Raw genomic sequence first — 15104 nt, forward strand, 5'->3', positions numbered from 1 at the left:
GGATGCCCTATCCGAGCCATGTCGATCCCGCGCAGATCGGCCCTCGCGCCCTGGCCGTCGTCGAGGCGAGCGGTTGGGACCGGTGGTCGCTACGGGAGATCGCGGGAGAGCTCGGCGTCTCGCCGAACGCGCTCTACCGCTACGTGGACGGGCGCGACGGGCTGGTCGTGGCGATCGGGGCGGCGGCGGCCTGGGCGGTGCACGGCGCACTGGTCGCCGTGGAAGGCGAGGGTGAGGACCACCTGATCAGCATGGCGGATGCCTACGTGAACTTCGCTGTCGAGCGACCCCACGCATTCGCCGCCCTCGTGCACGCCAAGCCCGCACTGAACGATCCCAGGGTCGAGCCGTGGACCGTTCTGTGGCACCACCTGCTGGAGCATTTCGAGCAGGTGGTGCCACAGAACGGGAGCGCGGCCGGGTTCGCCTATCTGGCGCTGGTCCACGGCAGGGCCGAGCTGGCCCGCGGCCCCGCTCGCCAGGCCGCGCCGACGGCCGGCCTGGCCGACGCGGTGCATGCCCTGATCTCCGGCTACCGGGCGATCGGGAAGGTTCCCGACCCGGTCCCGGCGGAGCTGCGCCCGTCCGTGTCGCGCGACATCTGAGCCCCCTGCTTCAGCACCGCCTCGGTCTACCGGACCCGTCTGGTCCGTCCGGACCCCGCAGCTACGGCTGCTGAAGCCGGGTAGTGCTGGCGTGCGCGGCCACCGCCTCCACGGCAGCGGCCGCGCACGAGGAAGCCGTCGCCCCCGAACGGTCGCACGAACGAGGTTCTTGGTGCGTCGGAGTGCTACCCGGTGACGCTGATCTGGTCCCCGTCGACCGACACCGCAACCCCGGGGAGCGGGTCCTGGCTTTCCGGCGTCAGCCCGGACGCGGCCTGGACCACCGATCCGTCCTCGATCGAGAACCTGCTGCCATGGCACGCGCAGTCGATGGTGCCGTCGCGCACCGCGCTCACGGTGCACCCCTGATGTGTGCAGATGGCCGAGAAGCCTCTGAAGTCGCCTTCGGTCGGCTGCGTGATCACGATCCGCTGGTCGGCGAGGATGAGTCCCCCACCGACCTCGACCTCGCCCGTGCCGGCCACGACGTCGGCTCCGGCGCCCGCCTCGCCTTCGGGCGCGCCGTCGCCCTCGGGCGGGTCGACCGGGGGCGGCTGCTCGTCGTCGGCGCCGTAGACCGCGCACCCGCTCGCCGCGCTCACGACACCGACGGCGCCGAGCACCAGCACGTGCCGCCTCGGAGTGGTTCCCGCCCTGGGAGTGATGCCTGACATGCCGCCTCCTAGAATCGAACGCCGAATGTCGTGAAGAACCACAGGGACGACGTCCACCAGAGGGCTACCAGCAGCGTGAACGACGTCCCGCCGAGGACGGGCAACGCCCAGCCCGGCAGACCGTTCAGCCGCAGCCCGAGCATCTTGACGGTGAAGGCACCGAAGAAGAGGGTCCCGGCGGCCGAGTGGATGAGCACACGGGGCGTCGCGGCCTGGAACCCGAGCGCATAGAGACAGTGGACGGCGACCGGTATGGTCAGGAGGAACGCCACCCGCCCCGACCAGCGGTGTACCGCGCCGGTCCAGCGCGGCGGGTCGGACGGGCCGATCTTGCCGTACATCACCAGGGCCGACCCCACCTGCACGATCGCGAGCAGCAGCGCGGCCGACGCGAGCCAGACCTTGGCCTCGAGCGGGCCCGAGAAGCCCGCGACGTTGACGGCGACCCCGGTCGGGGCGTGCACGTTCCCGTACACGCCGAGCACGACGGAGACGACCGCACCGACGAGGAAGGGTACGAGCAGCAGCGGCGCGCTGCGGTCGGGCGTGCCGGCTTCACTCGCCAGATTCATCGAAGCTCCCGTCTACCTGGAGCTCGGCCGTCACGGCCGAGCCCTCGATCGTGACCTCGCCGGTGGCGGGGTCGATCCCGTCCGTGGGCCGTGTCTCGCCGTCGATGTTGACGGCTCCGATCTGCGAGCCGTCGGGGAGGACGATCCAGCCGCCCACCACCTCGGCCCCGGCCACGGTGTCGGCAAAGCGATACAGCCCGTCCGGTGGGGCGACCTGTGCGACGTCGAAGGTCCAGGCCAGGCCGTCGACAGCCACTTCGCCCGTGACGGCGGACTCGTCGTACGCGGCGGACAGCGTCCCCCGCCCGCCGGTGAGCTCGAGACGCCCGTCGGCCGCGCTCCCGCTCAGCCACGCCTCGATGCTCGCGCCGTCGCAGACATACGCGATCGCCTCGACCCCGTCGATGACCACGGCCACCGACGCATGATCGCCGTCGACGTAGCCGACATAGCTCGCCGGCTCGGGTGCCTCCTCCGAGGCTTCCGGCTCGGGCGTGGCCGGCGACGGCGAGGGTCCGGCGGACTCGCTGGCCGCGGCCGGCGTCGCCGGGGTCTGGGAGGAGCCGGCGTCCTGCGTGTCGTCGACCGCCGGTTCCACGGGCGTCGCGGCCATGCCGGCCACGAGCAGCCCGACACCGAGCGCACCGCCGGCGAGCAGGGTGATCAGTGGTCCGTTACGGGACATCCTCGACCCTTCGTCGTCGCGGTAGATCGGGCTGAACTGGGCCGACACTCGCGATTTCGCGCTTAGCGTACCGACCATGACCGGTGGTGAACAGAGGTCGGCGAGAACCCGCCGTGGTCCGTGCTCACCGGAATGGCCGGTCGAGCAGCGTCTGCGCCGCGGTGACGATGTGCGCCAGGTCGTCGTAGCCTGCCCCGTCTCGGGCCTGGACCGACATGCCCTGGATCAGCGCCCCGATGGTCCGGGAGAGCCCGTCGACGTCGGCCGTGCCGGCCAGCTCGCCCTGCGCGACGGCGTCGGCGACGCGTTCGCGGAGACCGGTGAGGGCGTGATCGCGTTCGGCCCGGCAGATCGCCGCGGCGGCTTCGGCATCCTGCCCGGTTGCGAGCAGACCGGTGGAGACGAGGCAGCCACGGCCGGGTTCGGTGGTGAACTCGCGGGCCGCGCGGTCGAGGTACTCGATGACCGCCTCGGGGAGCGGGATGCCCGGACGGATGCCGAAACCGTACTCGTCCTGGTAGAGCCGGACCGCTCGTTCGAAGAGGCGTTCCTTGGACTCGAACGCCCGGTAGAGCTGCGGTGCGGTCAGCCCTGTCGCTTCTTGCAGCGCGGCCATGCTCGCCCCCTCGTAGCCGCGCTCCCAGAAGACCATGAGGGCTCGGTGCAGCGCCTCGTCGGGGTCGAACGTCCGTGGGCGTCCTGCCTTGCGCATTGATTCCATAGTGACTGCTACGATACTCGAAGCCCGATTACGTAACGATCACTACGGAGAAATCGTGACCCGATCCACCGCTCTCGTCACCGGCGCGTCCCGAGGCATCGGCGCCGCCACCGCAACAGCCCTCGCCCGCGACGGCGTCTCGCTCGTCGGCATCCACTACGGCCACGACCACGCCGCCGCGGAGTCGACCGCCGAGCGCGTTCGGGCCCTCGGCGCCACTGCGGTGCTGATCCGGGCGGACCTCGCCGACGGTGAGGTCGCCTCCGCCGCGATCGCGCAGGAGTGGACCCGCGCGGTGGTCGAGCACGGCTTCAGCGGCACCGACGTGCTGGTGAGCAACGCGGGGATCAACGGCGCGCAGACGATCACCGCACTCGACCCCCAGACGTATGCTCGGGTGCAGGCGATCAACCTCACCGCGCCCCTGTTCCTGATCCACCACCTCGCGAACACCCTGAACGACGACGGCCGCGTGATCGCCGTCTCCACCGGCTACACCCGCGTCGCCGCGCCGACCCACCTGGCCTACACCGCCTCCAAGGCGGGACTGGAGGGTGTCCTGCACGCCCTCTCCCCGGAGCTTGCGCGGCGCGGGATCACGGTCAACGCGGTGGCGCCCGGCATCATCGATACCGATCTCAACGCCGACTGGCTCGACGCGCCGGGCGCCCGCGACGGTGCGGCCGAGGTGTCCGCGTTCGGCAGGATCGGCACCCCCGAGGACGTCGCCGACATCATCAGCTATCTCGCCGGCGACGCCGCCCGATGGATCACCGGGCAGACGATCGACGCCACCGGTGGATCGAGCCTCTGACCCCGGCCCGGCACCTAGGACGTGTTGGTCCAGCGATCTCCTCGGTGGTCGGCGGTCTGATCTCCCGGCCACTCGCCCGCGGACCGGTCACGTCCGACCAGCCCTGATCGCAGCGACCCCTCACAGCTCCGCCGCGGCCCCGGTTTCCTGGGTGTCCAGGCGTTCCAGCAGCCGCAGGTACGGCGCGAACATCTCGGTGACCTCGTCACGGTCCAGACCGTAGTCGCCCAGGTCGTAGTGGTGCGCGCGGGTGCCGGCCGGCTTGGCCAGGACGCCGTCGAGCCGCTCGGTGTCGCTCGCCGTCCACGTCGCCCCGATCGCCTGGTACAGCCGCGGCACCTCGGCTTGCGGGTCGGCGCACAGCCGCTGGTAGGACACGTCGACGATGGACGACGGCGGCAGGTTCAGCCGAGCCTGGAGCCCGTTGTTGACGCCGGTCTTCATCATGTTCAGCACGTAGCGGCCGAGCACCTCGCGGTCCGGGTTCTTCTGGGCGACCGCCCACAGCCCTTCGAACATGCTGCAGGTCGAGCCCGCGACCGTGACCGGGTCGCGGTGGGTCCACACGAAGGTCGCGCTGGGGAAGACCTCCTTGATGGTCTCCATGTCGTTCAGGTGCCCCACGTACTTCATCACCCAGCGCTTGCGCGCCCGGCCGTACTGCAGCGCCTGCAACCCCTCCTTGAGGCACCGGTAGTCCTCGACCAGCGCGGCATGGTCCCGTTGCTCGTACCAGGCGTTGTAGGAGGCGAGCTCGCCGTACATCATCGACCAGAAGTAGCCGTGCGGCATGAGCAGCAGGGACTCTTCCGGCTGGTCGCCGGCCGTGGGGTGCATGTGGTGCACGTCGGGGGAGAAGATCTTCCAGAACAGCTGGGTGCTGCGCTCGAACTTCTTCAGCTGCCGGGTCGCGAACTCCGGGTCGGTGAGCTCCTCGATCCCGGTGTGCATCATCTCCCACAGCAGCGGGCCCCGGTGCTCCGAGGACGCCGCCAGCAGGCGGTGGGTCAGCGTCGTCGCGGTGCGCGGCATGCCGAGCACGAACACCGGGTCCTCGACCGGCTCGGCTGCGATCTCCGGGCGCTCGGCCAGCAGCTTCTTGATGCGCAGGCGGTTGGCGTAGCGGCCCTTAGCGTCGTCGAGCACGAACGTCCAGCCCAGCGGGGTCAGCTGGGGCTCGGCAGCGAGGCTGGTCAGCACCTGCTCGAAGCCCTCGGCGAGCCGGCGGTCGGCGAGACCGGCCTCCTTTTCGACGGCCTCGACGGTCTCGTGCCAGGTACCCACAGGATCCTTGCGCCCCTTGCCGACCGGGGCGAGCACGGTGTTCAGCACCTTCGACGTGCGGGTGTTGCGACTCATGGTGTTCCCTCCCAGGTAGGTCGCAGCGCTACCCTCTCCGCCGCGTACTCGCAGGCAAGCGTGCCGGAAATGTTGCGTTGTGTCGAGATGGGCGGTCGCTGGTGCATTGCGAACTATCGGACCAGTACGTGGTAGTTCAGGTGGCCGCGCGCCGCGGGGAGCGCTACCGCACGCACCGCAAGCCCTCAGTTGAACCCTGCTCGTGGCACGGTGAGCTCGATGGTGTCCTTGATGAGGGCCAGGGCAGCTCCGAGCGAGCTCGACCGTCCGCCGCCGCCGACGACTTCTCCCGCCTCGGGACAACCGAGCATCACGGCCTTCTCGGGTCCTGTCGGTGCGTACAGGGGATCTCCCGGCGCAGTCTCTTCGAGGCGGACGTGGACACGGTGCGGTCGTTCGCGTCGCACGCTGGCGACAGCACGCAGCCGCCGTCCGCGGGTGGCCGCACCGCGCGCCGCACGCGCGGTGCCCGAGTCGACGGGCTCCGTGCAGACCCGCACGGCGGCGGGATCCCATCCCCACAGCAGGGCCGCGAGCAGCCGCGCCTTCGTCGCGGCGTCGTCTCCGGACAGGTCCGACGTCGGGTCTGCCTCCGCGATCCCAAGCCGCACCGCGTGCGTGCTGGTGCGGACCGCGGCCACGCGGACGAGGACGCCGTGGCGCTTTGCGAGAGACTCGCCGTGAGATGGGAGATGGCCGAGGAGCACCTGTCCGACCGGGCCGTAGCCCGACAGCACGACTGCTGCCTCTTCGGGCGCTGCGAGCGCCACCGGTGTTCCCCTCTGTCAGCTTGGCCGGGCTTCCGGCACCGATCCACGGCACGGCCTGCCGAACGTACCAGGGTAGGTAGACCGTGGTGCCGGGCAGCGGTCCCCAGTGCGTACCAGGGCCCGTTTCGCAGCGATCGGTGCGTCCATAGCGTTGCAGCATGATCACTGCAGAGCGCCTGACCAAGCGCTACGGCGACAAGACAGCCGTCGACGACCTGTCCTTCTCCGTCCGGCCCGGGGCCGTCACCGGCTTCCTCGGACCGAACGGCGCCGGGAAGTCCACGACGATGCGGATGCTCGTCAGCCTGGACCACCCGACCGGTGGCCGGATCACCATCGACGGGAAGCACTATCGCGACCTGCCCGATCCGCTGCGGCACGTCGGCGTCATGCTCGACGCCAAGGACGTGCACCCCGGACGCAGCGCCCACCACCATCTCCTGGCCGTCGCCCAGACCCACGGGTTCTCCACCCAGCGTGTCGAGCACGTGCTGGAGACGGTGGGCCTGAGCTCGGTGGCGCACAAGAAGGCAGGTGGTTTCTCGCTCGGGATGAGCCAACGTCTGGGCATCGCCACGGCCCTCCTGGGCGATCCGCAGGTCCTCGTGCTCGACGAGCCGGTCAACGGGCTCGACCCAGACGGTGTGCTGTGGATACGCGAGGCCCTCGCACGCCTCGCCCGCGAAGGACGGACCGTCTTCCTGTCCTCGCACCTGATGAGCGAGCTCTCGCTGATCGCCGAGGACCTGGTCGTCATCGGCCAGGGCAAGCTGCTCGCTGCCGGCTCGGTGGAAGACATCGTCAGCTCGGTCTCCCCCAGCACCACGCGTGCGACGACGCCGGACGCCGGCGCTCTCGCCGCGGCCCTCGAGGGACCGGACGTGCGCGTGATCTCCGTCGACGCCGAGACGCTCGACATCCGGGGGCGCACTGCGCGCGAGGTCGGCACGGTCGCGGCCGCCAAGGGCATCACGCTGCACGAGCTGACCACACACCGGCTCTCCTTGGAGGAAGCGTTCATGCAGATCACTCGAGACGCCGTCGAGTACGGCATCCACCAGGAGGTGGCCTGATGACCAGCACCGCCACGCTCCCGCCGACGGGCGAGCCCCGGGATGACCTCGGCCCTGCACGGATCACCGCGGTCGGCCTGCTGAGGTCCGAGTGGACCAAGCTGTGGTCGGTCCGTTCGCTGTGGACCACCCTGGCCGCGGCCTTCGCCCTGACCATCGGGCTGTGCGGGTACATGATCCTCGACGGGGAGATGCTGGGCAGCGAGGAGGGCCAGGCCATCCCGTTCGGCTGGACGGCGATCTACCCGGTCGGGATGCTCGTGCTGGTCATCCTCGGTGTGCTGAGCATCACGAACGAGTACGCGAACGGCTCGATCCGCATCAGCGTGGTCGCGGCGCCGCGCCGCACCGGAGTGCTGCTCGCCAAGGCCGCGGTCGTCACGGGGGTGGCGGCGGTCCTGGCGGCACTCACCTCGGTACTGCTCTACCTCTTGCTGCAGATCGCCGGCACGGTGCCCTCCGCCCAAGGACTCTCGCTCTTCGACCCTGACATGTTCTGGGGCGTGCTCGGCGGCACGCTCGTCCTGCCCTACGGCGCCCTGTTCGGGATCATGCTGGGCGGGCTGGTCCGCAACGCGGCGGGAGCGATCGTGCTGTACTTCGGCTTCTTCCAGATGGGACCCCAGATCTTCCCGGCGTTCCTGCCCGACGGCCTGGCGAGCTTGACGGACTACATGCCGCTGGCAGCCATCGACGTGCTGCGTTCCGGCGGTCTGGCCACCGAGCCCTACGGCACCGGGGTGTCCGTCGTCGTCCTGCTGGCCTGGCTCGCCGCGAGCGGAGGCGCGACATGGTGGCTGCTGAAGTACCGCGATGTGTGAGCGCTCGACCCGTCAGCGCGTGGCCCTGAGCGGGATGTGAGGATGTGACCATGACCGGTCCGGTACAGCGGGTGCGCGCCTTCGACGGGCGCCACCCGCTGTGGTGGGACATCAGCCTGGTCCTCGCACTGACCTTGATCTCGATCAACGCCACCCCGCAGCTCGATCTGCTCGGGACCGCGCTCCTGGTGGTCGTGGGCGGTACGGTGCTCTTCCGGCGCCGCAGCCCCTTCGCCTCGCTGCTGACCGCCGTCACCGGGGTCGGGCTCACCGCCGTCATCGCCTCGCTCACGGACCTGCACCTCGCCTGGGCCTACCTGGGCGTGTGGGTGCTGCTGTTCAACGTGGGCCTTCGCGACGCCGGACGGCGGGTAGCGATCATCGGGGCGCTCGTGGGCGCGACTGCCCTTGCCGCGTTCGCCGACCCGGTCGACGGGACCGCTGCCGACGTCGCGGACCGGTTCCGCTCGTCGTTGACCGTGGCAGCCATGTGTGCGGCGTCGTTCCTGGTGGGCGCGCAGATCCACAGCCAGAGGAAGGCACTGGCGAGTCAACAACAGGAGGCCGCACGGGCAGCGGTCGTCGCCGAACGATCGCGGATCGCGCAGGAGATGCACGACCTCATCGGGCACAACCTCTCGGTGATCACCTCCCTGGCCAACGGCGGCGCCGTGGCCGCCCGGAACGCACCGCAGGATGCCGTACACGCCTTCGACGCCATCGGAGCGGTCAGCCGCTCCTCGGTCCGGGAGGTACGGCGTGTCCTGACCGTGCTACGCCATGACCAGAGCCCGGACGGCGCCTCGCTGAGCCCGCAGCCCGGGATGGGCGACGTCGAGCAGCTCGTCGAGTCGGTGCGGTCCGTGGGCGTGCGGGCCCGGCTGGAGCGCACCGGCGACCTGAGCAGCCTTTCGGCCGGACGCCAGCTCGCCGTCTACCGCATCGTCCAGGAGTCGCTGACCAACGTGCTGCGCCACGCCGACGCTCCGGCACGGGTGGACATCACGATTGCGCGGCAGGACGACGAGCTCGTCCTGCTGGTGGACGACAGCGGCGCCGCGACGCCGGCCACGCACCGCTCGGACGGGGCCGTCCCGGGCCACGGCATCCTCGGCATGCGGGAGCGCGCCCAGGCTTACGGCGGGACCCTGGAGGCTCATCCGTTCGGCACCGGCTGGCGCGTCCGTGCGCGCATTCCCGCCGAGCAGGAGAAGGAGCCATGAGGCCCGTGGGAGCCCGTGAGAACGGCGCTGAGGCCGCACCTGTGCCGATCAAGGTCCTGATCGTCGACGACCAGCCATTCCAGCGCATGGGCATGAGGATGTTCCTCGGCGGGCAGGACGACATCGAGGTCCTCGGCGAAGCCGCCGACGGCCGCCAAGCAGTCCAGCAGGCTCAGGCCCTGCAACCGGACGTCGTGCTGATGGACATCCGTATGCCAGGAACGGACGGGATCAGCGCCACCCGGCAGATCGTGGAGAAGAAGAGCACCACCACGGGCCCCTGGGTTCTGCTCCTGACGACCTTCGACCTCGACGAGTACGTCCTGGCCGGTCTCGAGGCAGGCGCGAGCGGGTTCCTCACCAAGGACGCCGAACCACCGGACCTGCTGTCCGCCGTCCGTGCCGTGGCGGCCGGCGATGCCGTCATCGCGCCCAGCGCCACCCGCCGGCTCATCGACCGGCTCGCGTCCCGAGCCTCGCTGCCCACCGTGCAGCAGGACGCTCGAGAAGGTGCGGCAGTGGGACGCCTCACCGGCCGCGAGAAGGAGATCCTTGTCGCGATCGGACGGGGGATGACGAACTCTGAGATCGCGGGGCTGCTGGTCCTCGCCGAATCCACGGTGAAGAGCTACGTGGGAAAGATCTTCGTCAAGATCGGCGCGCGCGACCGCGTGCACGCCGTCATCATCGCCTACCGCGCCGGTCTCGTCACCGTGGACGGGTGAGTCCCGTCCTGCCGGGCCGCGCGAGGGACCGGGCCATCCGGGTACGTCCGCCGGCAGCACGCTGAACGGGTCGCCCGGCCGGCACCCGAGTACGTCACGGACGGCGCTCATCGCGGTCGCCGGCGCCGAGCCGGTGTCCGCCGGCGCTGATCGCCGGGTGGCTGCGCCGCCGCACCCGTGATGGGAGTCGTGCGCGGTTGACGAGGACCCGGACACCATCGTGGTCGAAGACCTACGAGCAGGGCGCTCCCGGCGCGGGCCGCTGCACCTGAGCCGCCAGGCTCCGGGGGGCCTGGATGCAGTAGGAGTCGGTGAGGAGCTCGGCCAGCTCGTCCCAGTCGGTGTGCTCGTCGAGCACCATGCCGACGACGTTGCTCCCCCAGCCCGCCTTGAAGTACCGCGGTCCGAGGTGCTGGAAAGCCTGGACCTCGTCGGGCTCGGCGCGGAACGTGATCCGGACCAGGCCGTCCTCTCCACCGAACACGTGCCCTACCGTCGCGTCGCGGGCCTTCCAGGCGACGCCGGTCCACGCGTCGTGCTCGTGGCACTCCGGGAAGCGCTCGAAGACGGCGGCGACTCGCAGGACGACGTCGGCCGGGACGGGGGCACGTTCACTCACCCCCGGAGTCTCGCACCAGACACTGACACGACCTCCGCGACGGTGCTGGGGCACTCCCCCCAGCAGGCGACGCGTCCCCTCCGGGGCGGTACGGAGCAGCCGTCCGGACCGCCGACCGCGGCCGGTCCCGTCCTAGAAGCGGGCGAACCGTGCCCGCGCGAAGCTGTACAGGCCGTACGCCCCGATCCCCAGCCCGACGGCGATGAGCAGCGCCTGGCCGAACGGCTGGTCGCGCAGCGTGCGCAGGGCGTCGTCGAGACCGCCGGCGCGGTCCGGGTCGGCCGTGACCGCGGCGGCCACGACGAGTCCGCCGACGACGCCGAGCGCCACCCCCTTGGCCGCGTAGCCCGCCTGCCCGAGCCGCACCACGACGGGCCGGACCGTGCTGCCACCGGCCCCCGTGAGGTCGCGCAGGAACCGCTTCCGCAGCCCCTTGACCACGTGGTAGACACCGACGCCGACGATCACGAGCCCTCCTGCCCCCACCAGCCAGGGACCACCCGGCAGACCCAGGACCTGGGCCGTCATGCTCTCCTCGCTCGTACCGCCGCCGCCACCCCCCTGCGCGTAGCGGGCGCTGCTGGTCGCCAGCACCCCGTAGAGCACCGCCTTGGCCACACTCTTGACGCGCGCTCCGACCTGCCCCTTGGCGTTCGCGACGCCCACGACGGCCGAGGCGAGCTGCCAGAGCGCGAGCGCCGCGAAGCCCACCGCGACCGCCCAGAGGAGCACCTGGCCGCCGGGCACCTGGGAGAGCGTGCTCAGCGCGCCGGACTGGTCCGCCTTCCCGGAGGGCTGTCCGAGCGCGAGCTGCACGGCCAGCCCGGCCACCAGCAGGTGCAGCACACCGGAGGCGGCGTATCCCGCGCGTGCCAGCGCCCGTACGGCACGGCTGCTCTGGGCTCGGCGAGTGGCACCGGCCGCGGAGTCCGCGGCCGATCCGGCGGCTGAGGCCAGGGAGTTCTCAGGCATGGGGGCACCTCCGTCCGGCCGCGGAGATCACGGCGCGAGCCCCATCGTCCCACTGCCGCTGCGGTGCTCCGGTCCACGGGCCCCGGGGCGCGCGACGGCCGCGCCTCGCCTTGCACCCACGGCGCGCCATGAGAGCCTTGACGCAGAGCCGAACGCGCACTCCCCTCGGCCGGCGCAAGACCGCGACGGAACACTCGCCACCTCTTCGACCGGCCCTCAGCACACCCCACCAGACGATCACCGATCGCCAGGCGAACCCATCGAGAATGCTGAGAGGGAACACTCGTGAACGACTCCTCGGTCGGCCCTCACCTCGCCGGCACGCCCTACACGGAGCTCTTCTCCGCCGAGATCGAGCGCATCGGCCGCCATATCCGAGATACCCAGATCCCCGGGATCTGCGAGGCGATGAAGGTCGCCTACGAGTGCCAGTCGGCGGGCGGGCGGATCTTCTCGCACGTCCTGGTGGGGCACTTCGCCATGTTCGCCGCGAGCCCTGGCATTCCCGGGCAGCCCTCGGTGCTGCCGCAGCGTGCCGACCGGAACATCTCGGCGGACTACGACCAGATGAGACCGGGTGACTTCCTGCTCACGAACGGTGCCTCGCTGATCAACCCCGACAAGGGAACCATCCCGGACGTCGGCCCGGACGAAGCTCGCGCCCGCGGCACGTACACCGTCGGCCTCACCTGCAGCTATGCCCGCTTCTACAAGACTCCTGTCGGAGCGTTCCTGCCGGTCAAGATGACCACCTCGATCGAGCAGATCTGCGACCGCGTCATCGACAGCGGCTGCACCTGGAGCTGCGGCGTGATCTCGACCCCCGCGATTCCCGAGTTCAAGATCATCTCTTCCAGCGGCCTCTCGCAGTTCCTCGTCTACTGGGCCTGCACGGCAGCCTTGTGCCAGCAGATCAGCACCCAGGGTGCCGACGACGGCGCTGGCGCGGCCCGTGCCTACCTGGACACCGCCCTGAAGAGCTTCGAGCGCGTCCGCGAGCACGAGTTCGAGCTGATCGACCGCGTGGCGCGCGCCTGGACCGACCGCATCCTGCTCTTCGCCGAGTCCGCAGAGCACCCGCGCCTCCTGGTGTACGGGCACCCACAGGCCGGAAAGCCCTACGAGGGCACCCAGAACATGTTCGTCAACGAAGCCTACGAGACGGCCTCCGGCAGCATGATCATGCAGCCCTACGACCTCTACAAGACACAACTCAGGCCCGAGGACATCGTGCTCATCGGTGCGATCAGCCCCGACGACGGCGACGAGATCCAGGTCGCTCGGTACGCCCGGCAGATCGGCGCGATGGTCGTCGCCTTCGGCCCCTTCGACGAGCACGGGGGCGCCGGCTCCCTGCGCGACCACGTGGACGTCGCCATCAGCACGCACAGCGGCGACGGTGCGGGCGTCCTCGACATCCCGGGCTTCGACGGGCCGGTCTGCCCGGTCAGCGGGCTCTCCGGGAACCTGGTGCTCTGGCTGCTGACCGCTCAATGGACCTACCACATGGTCGAGCGCAACCAGACGCCCCACTTCTGGCAGAACTACTGGGAGGTCGGGGCGAACGAGTACGACGACCGGGCCCTGGCGAGCTTCCTGGAGCGCGGGTACTGACGCCCTCGCGGCACCGCTCCCGGACCACGCACCGGCCCTTCCCGACGACGTTCCCGACCACATCCGACCGCCTCCCCGACCATGGAGACCAGACATGTCCCTCTCGTCTGCGCCCACGGGTTCACGTCCCGTCGTACTCAGCGACCGCCAAGGATTCGACCGGCGCTGGTTCGCCCCGAACCTCGAGGCGGTCTATGTCCCCCGGAACGACACCGAGGCGGTCACACAGATCGGAGAAGCCGTCTCCCGCTACGGGCACGGCGTCAAGGTCGCGTCCGGGCGCCACTGCTACGAGAACTTCGTCTACCACGGCGCGACCCGGGCCGTCGTCGACATGTCCTCGATGAACCGTGTCGGCTGGGACGAACAGCGGGGCAGCTTCGTCGTCGAGGCGGGTTGTGAGAACTGGTCCGTCTACCGAGCCCTGCTCAACGGCGCCAACAAGACGCTTCCCGCGGGATCCTGCTACTCGGTCGGTGCCGGCGGCCACATCACCGGCGGTGGATACGGGCTCTTGTCGCGACTGCACGGCCTGGTCGTCGACCACCTCAGCGCGGTCGACATCGTGACCTGGAACGCGTCGTCGAACAGCGCGGAGCTGCACCACGTGTCGGCGACGAGCCCCTCGGAGGACGAGCGAGACCTCTTCTGGGCCCTCCGCGGGGCCGGCTGCGGCAACTTCGGCGTCATCCTGCGCTACTACTTCGACGAGCCGCCCGAGGCGCCGGAGCACGCGTCGATCTACACCCTCTCCTGGGACTGGGCGTCGGTCGACGCGGAGTCGTTCGCCGACCTGCTCGCCTCCTACGCGGAGTTCGTGAGCCACATGCCCGAGACCGACTTCAGCCTGCTGAAGCTGACGCACGTGTCGGCCGGACAGCTCGGGATGACCGTCCAGGCCGTGTCCCCCGCCGGGGCCACCGGCCACGACCACCGGGCGGACGTCGAGCGCCGGTACGCGGAGGCGCGCACCCGCTTCGGGGCGATCGTCGACCACGCGCCGCTGCGGAACCCGCTCGGCGGCCATCCGGGGTGGACGACGGCCCCTGTCGGCAACGAGCACGTGCAGCACGTCACCTACCTCGAGGCGCTGCAGACCCTGAACGGTTCGGGCCCCAACCAGTTCGGCAAGTACAAGTCCGCGTACCTGAACAAGGCCTTCCCGCCGGACCAGGTCGCGGCGATCCACCGCTGGCTGCACACGACGCCGGACGGTCTCCCCGCGTCGGACATGAGCCAGAGCCTCCTGCAGGTCGACAGCTACGGGGGCGCCGTCAACCGGGTCGCTCCCGGCTCGACCGCGGTACCTCAGCGCGACGCGATCATGAAGCTGCAGTACCAGACCTACTGGCTCAACGCCTCCCGTCCCGGCCAGGGCGGCGGGGACCCCTACGCCGCCCAGGCCGGCGCCCACCTGGGCTGGATCAACGAGTTCTACCGGGAGGTCTACGCCGAGTACGGCGGGACTCCCGACCCGGCCCGGGACCCGAGCGGAACGGTCGCGGGCGCGTACTACAACTACCCCGACAGCGTCCTGGGCACGCACGCCGAGGGCGACGTCGACGACGCCCTGTGGCTCTACTTCCTGGACAACTTCCGCAACAGCCCGCGGAACCTCGTGGCCGTGAAGCGCCGCTGGGACCGGGCGAACGTCTTCCGGCACGCGCAGTCGGTCCCGGTGGAGTGAAGCACCGACACCGCCGTCGGCCCGCACGGCGCCGGGCCTCCCCCTCGGCCAGGGGAGCCCGAGCGCCCTGCGGGCCCGGGACCCCTGGCGATCGCGGGCAGGGGACGACGGCGAGGTAGGGGCGAGTGCCCACGTAGGGGCGTGGGGAGCGCCCCCTGGCGCCTACCTGA

Annotated in this window: 16 protein-coding genes; 8 read left to right on the forward strand and 8 right to left on the reverse strand. The window is 70.6% G+C overall.

Annotated features, from left to right (window positions below; genetic code table 11):
• The first annotated feature begins 2 nt into the window (after nucleotides 1-2).
• Nucleotides 3-605 carry a TetR/AcrR family transcriptional regulator gene (locus ACYU96_RS13085; protein WP_460753971.1) on the forward strand — a complete coding sequence of 201 codons (603 nt, stop codon included), beginning with the start codon at nucleotides 3-5 and terminating at the stop codon, nucleotides 603-605.
• Nucleotides 606-790: 185 nt separating this feature from the next.
• Here the strand turns inward: ACYU96_RS13085 and ACYU96_RS13090 are convergent, their stop codons facing one another.
• The 4 genes from ACYU96_RS13090 to ACYU96_RS13105 all read right to left on the reverse strand — a co-directional run bounded on the left by ACYU96_RS13090 (nucleotide 791) and on the right by ACYU96_RS13105 (nucleotide 3248).
• Entirely contained in the window at nucleotides 791-1279 is a 489-nt protein-coding gene (locus tag ACYU96_RS13090) for a Rieske (2Fe-2S) protein (RefSeq protein WP_460753974.1), read from the reverse strand.
• Between the two features lie 8 nt (nucleotides 1280-1287).
• Nucleotides 1288-1851, reverse strand: a complete 564-nt coding sequence (locus tag ACYU96_RS13095) for a DUF6529 family protein (RefSeq protein WP_460753977.1) — start codon at nucleotides 1849-1851, stop codon at nucleotides 1288-1290.
• The gene (locus ACYU96_RS13100; protein ID WP_460753979.1) at nucleotides 1835-2536 is read right to left on the reverse strand and encodes a hypothetical protein; all 702 of its coding nucleotides are present in this window, start codon (nucleotides 2534-2536) and stop codon (nucleotides 1835-1837) included. The genes ACYU96_RS13095 and ACYU96_RS13100 overlap by 17 nt, the downstream gene beginning before the upstream one ends.
• 124 nt (nucleotides 2537-2660) lie before the next feature.
• Nucleotides 2661-3248, reverse strand: coding sequence for a TetR/AcrR family transcriptional regulator (locus ACYU96_RS13105; protein WP_460753982.1), 588 nt, complete (start codon nucleotides 3246-3248; stop codon nucleotides 2661-2663).
• A 64-nt stretch (nucleotides 3249-3312) separates the two neighbouring features.
• On the opposite strand from ACYU96_RS13105, the gene ACYU96_RS13110 reads away from it, so the two are divergent.
• Complete coding sequence (locus tag ACYU96_RS13110; protein WP_460753985.1) at nucleotides 3313-4071, forward strand: SDR family NAD(P)-dependent oxidoreductase; 759 nt, start codon at nucleotides 3313-3315, stop codon at nucleotides 4069-4071.
• A 120-nt stretch (nucleotides 4072-4191) separates the two neighbouring features.
• Here ACYU96_RS13110 and ACYU96_RS13115 read toward each other — a convergent pair whose 3' ends face one another.
• The gene (locus ACYU96_RS13115; RefSeq protein WP_460753987.1) at nucleotides 4192-5430 is read right to left on the reverse strand and encodes a sulfotransferase family protein; all 1239 of its coding nucleotides are present in this window, start codon (nucleotides 5428-5430) and stop codon (nucleotides 4192-4194) included.
• 185 nt (nucleotides 5431-5615) lie between these two features.
• Nucleotides 5616-6200 carry a hypothetical protein gene (locus ACYU96_RS13120; protein ID WP_460753990.1) on the reverse strand — a complete coding sequence of 195 codons (585 nt, stop codon included), beginning with the start codon at nucleotides 6198-6200 and terminating at the stop codon, nucleotides 5616-5618.
• Between the two features lie 158 nt (nucleotides 6201-6358).
• On the opposite strand from ACYU96_RS13120, the gene ACYU96_RS13125 reads away from it, so the two are divergent.
• From ACYU96_RS13125 to ACYU96_RS13140, 4 genes are read left to right on the forward strand one after another with little or no spacing between them, the layout of a single operon-like run.
• The gene (locus ACYU96_RS13125) at nucleotides 6359-7273 is read left to right on the forward strand and encodes an ABC transporter ATP-binding protein (protein ID WP_460753992.1); all 915 of its coding nucleotides are present in this window, start codon (nucleotides 6359-6361) and stop codon (nucleotides 7271-7273) included.
• On the forward strand, nucleotides 7273-8094 hold the full coding sequence (locus ACYU96_RS13130) for an ABC transporter permease (protein ID WP_460753995.1): 822 nt from the start codon (nucleotides 7273-7275) through the stop codon (nucleotides 8092-8094). Before ACYU96_RS13125 ends, ACYU96_RS13130 begins: the two co-directional genes overlap by 1 nt.
• 50 nt (nucleotides 8095-8144) lie before the next feature.
• The gene (locus tag ACYU96_RS13135) at nucleotides 8145-9317 is read left to right on the forward strand and encodes a sensor histidine kinase (RefSeq protein ID WP_460753998.1); all 1173 of its coding nucleotides are present in this window, start codon (nucleotides 8145-8147) and stop codon (nucleotides 9315-9317) included.
• Nucleotides 9314-10042 carry a response regulator gene (locus ACYU96_RS13140; protein ID WP_460754000.1) on the forward strand — a complete coding sequence of 243 codons (729 nt, stop codon included), beginning with the start codon at nucleotides 9314-9316 and terminating at the stop codon, nucleotides 10040-10042. Before ACYU96_RS13135 ends, ACYU96_RS13140 begins: the two co-directional genes overlap by 4 nt.
• A 232-nt stretch (nucleotides 10043-10274) precedes the next feature.
• Here the strand turns inward: ACYU96_RS13140 and ACYU96_RS13145 are convergent, their stop codons facing one another.
• Both ACYU96_RS13145 and ACYU96_RS13150 read right to left on the reverse strand, forming a co-directional pair.
• Nucleotides 10275-10661, reverse strand: a complete 387-nt coding sequence (locus tag ACYU96_RS13145; RefSeq protein ID WP_460754003.1) for an MmcQ/YjbR family DNA-binding protein — start codon at nucleotides 10659-10661, stop codon at nucleotides 10275-10277.
• A gap of 132 nt (nucleotides 10662-10793) precedes the next feature.
• Nucleotides 10794-11633: a DUF1206 domain-containing protein gene (locus ACYU96_RS13150; RefSeq protein ID WP_460754006.1), complete on the reverse strand. Its 840-nt coding sequence runs from the start codon at nucleotides 11631-11633 to the stop codon at nucleotides 10794-10796.
• A gap of 285 nt (nucleotides 11634-11918) precedes the next feature.
• Here ACYU96_RS13150 and ACYU96_RS13155 point away from each other — a divergent pair, with 285 nt between their 5' ends.
• Both ACYU96_RS13155 and ACYU96_RS13160 read left to right on the forward strand, forming a co-directional pair.
• Nucleotides 11919-13247: a phosphoheptose isomerase family protein gene (locus ACYU96_RS13155; RefSeq protein ID WP_460754008.1), complete on the forward strand. Its 1329-nt coding sequence runs from the start codon at nucleotides 11919-11921 to the stop codon at nucleotides 13245-13247.
• A gap of 94 nt (nucleotides 13248-13341) precedes the next feature.
• The gene (locus ACYU96_RS13160) at nucleotides 13342-14934 is read left to right on the forward strand and encodes an FAD-binding protein (RefSeq protein ID WP_460754011.1); all 1593 of its coding nucleotides are present in this window, start codon (nucleotides 13342-13344) and stop codon (nucleotides 14932-14934) included.
• The last annotated feature ends 170 nt before the right edge of the window (nucleotides 14935-15104 follow it).

The sequence above is a fragment of the Myceligenerans cantabricum genome (assembly GCF_054777735.1).

Coding starts and splice junctions, on each gene's coding strand:
- ACYU96_RS13090 (WP_460753974.1), bottom strand. CDS start 1,279: ATGTCAGGCATCACTCCCAGGGCGGGAACCACTCCGAGGCGGCACGTG.
- ACYU96_RS13140 (WP_460754000.1), top strand. CDS start 9,314: ATGAGGCCCGTGGGAGCCCGTGAGAACGGCGCTGAGGCCGCACCTGTG.
- ACYU96_RS13135 (WP_460753998.1), top strand. CDS start 8,145: ATGACCGGTCCGGTACAGCGGGTGCGCGCCTTCGACGGGCGCCACCCG.
- ACYU96_RS13100 (WP_460753979.1), bottom strand. CDS start 2,536: ATGTCCCGTAACGGACCACTGATCACCCTGCTCGCCGGCGGTGCGCTC.
- ACYU96_RS13130 (WP_460753995.1), top strand. CDS start 7,273: ATGACCAGCACCGCCACGCTCCCGCCGACGGGCGAGCCCCGGGATGAC.
- ACYU96_RS13105 (WP_460753982.1), bottom strand. CDS start 3,248: ATGCGCAAGGCAGGACGCCCACGGACGTTCGACCCCGACGAGGCGCTG.
- ACYU96_RS13160 (WP_460754011.1), top strand. CDS start 13,342: ATGTCCCTCTCGTCTGCGCCCACGGGTTCACGTCCCGTCGTACTCAGC.
- ACYU96_RS13150 (WP_460754006.1), bottom strand. CDS start 11,633: ATGCCTGAGAACTCCCTGGCCTCAGCCGCCGGATCGGCCGCGGACTCC.
- ACYU96_RS13115 (WP_460753987.1), bottom strand. CDS start 5,430: ATGAGTCGCAACACCCGCACGTCGAAGGTGCTGAACACCGTGCTCGCC.
- ACYU96_RS13125 (WP_460753992.1), top strand. CDS start 6,359: ATGATCACTGCAGAGCGCCTGACCAAGCGCTACGGCGACAAGACAGCC.
- ACYU96_RS13095 (WP_460753977.1), bottom strand. CDS start 1,851: ATGAATCTGGCGAGTGAAGCCGGCACGCCCGACCGCAGCGCGCCGCTG.
- ACYU96_RS13085 (WP_460753971.1), top strand. CDS start 3: ATGCCCTATCCGAGCCATGTCGATCCCGCGCAGATCGGCCCTCGCGCC.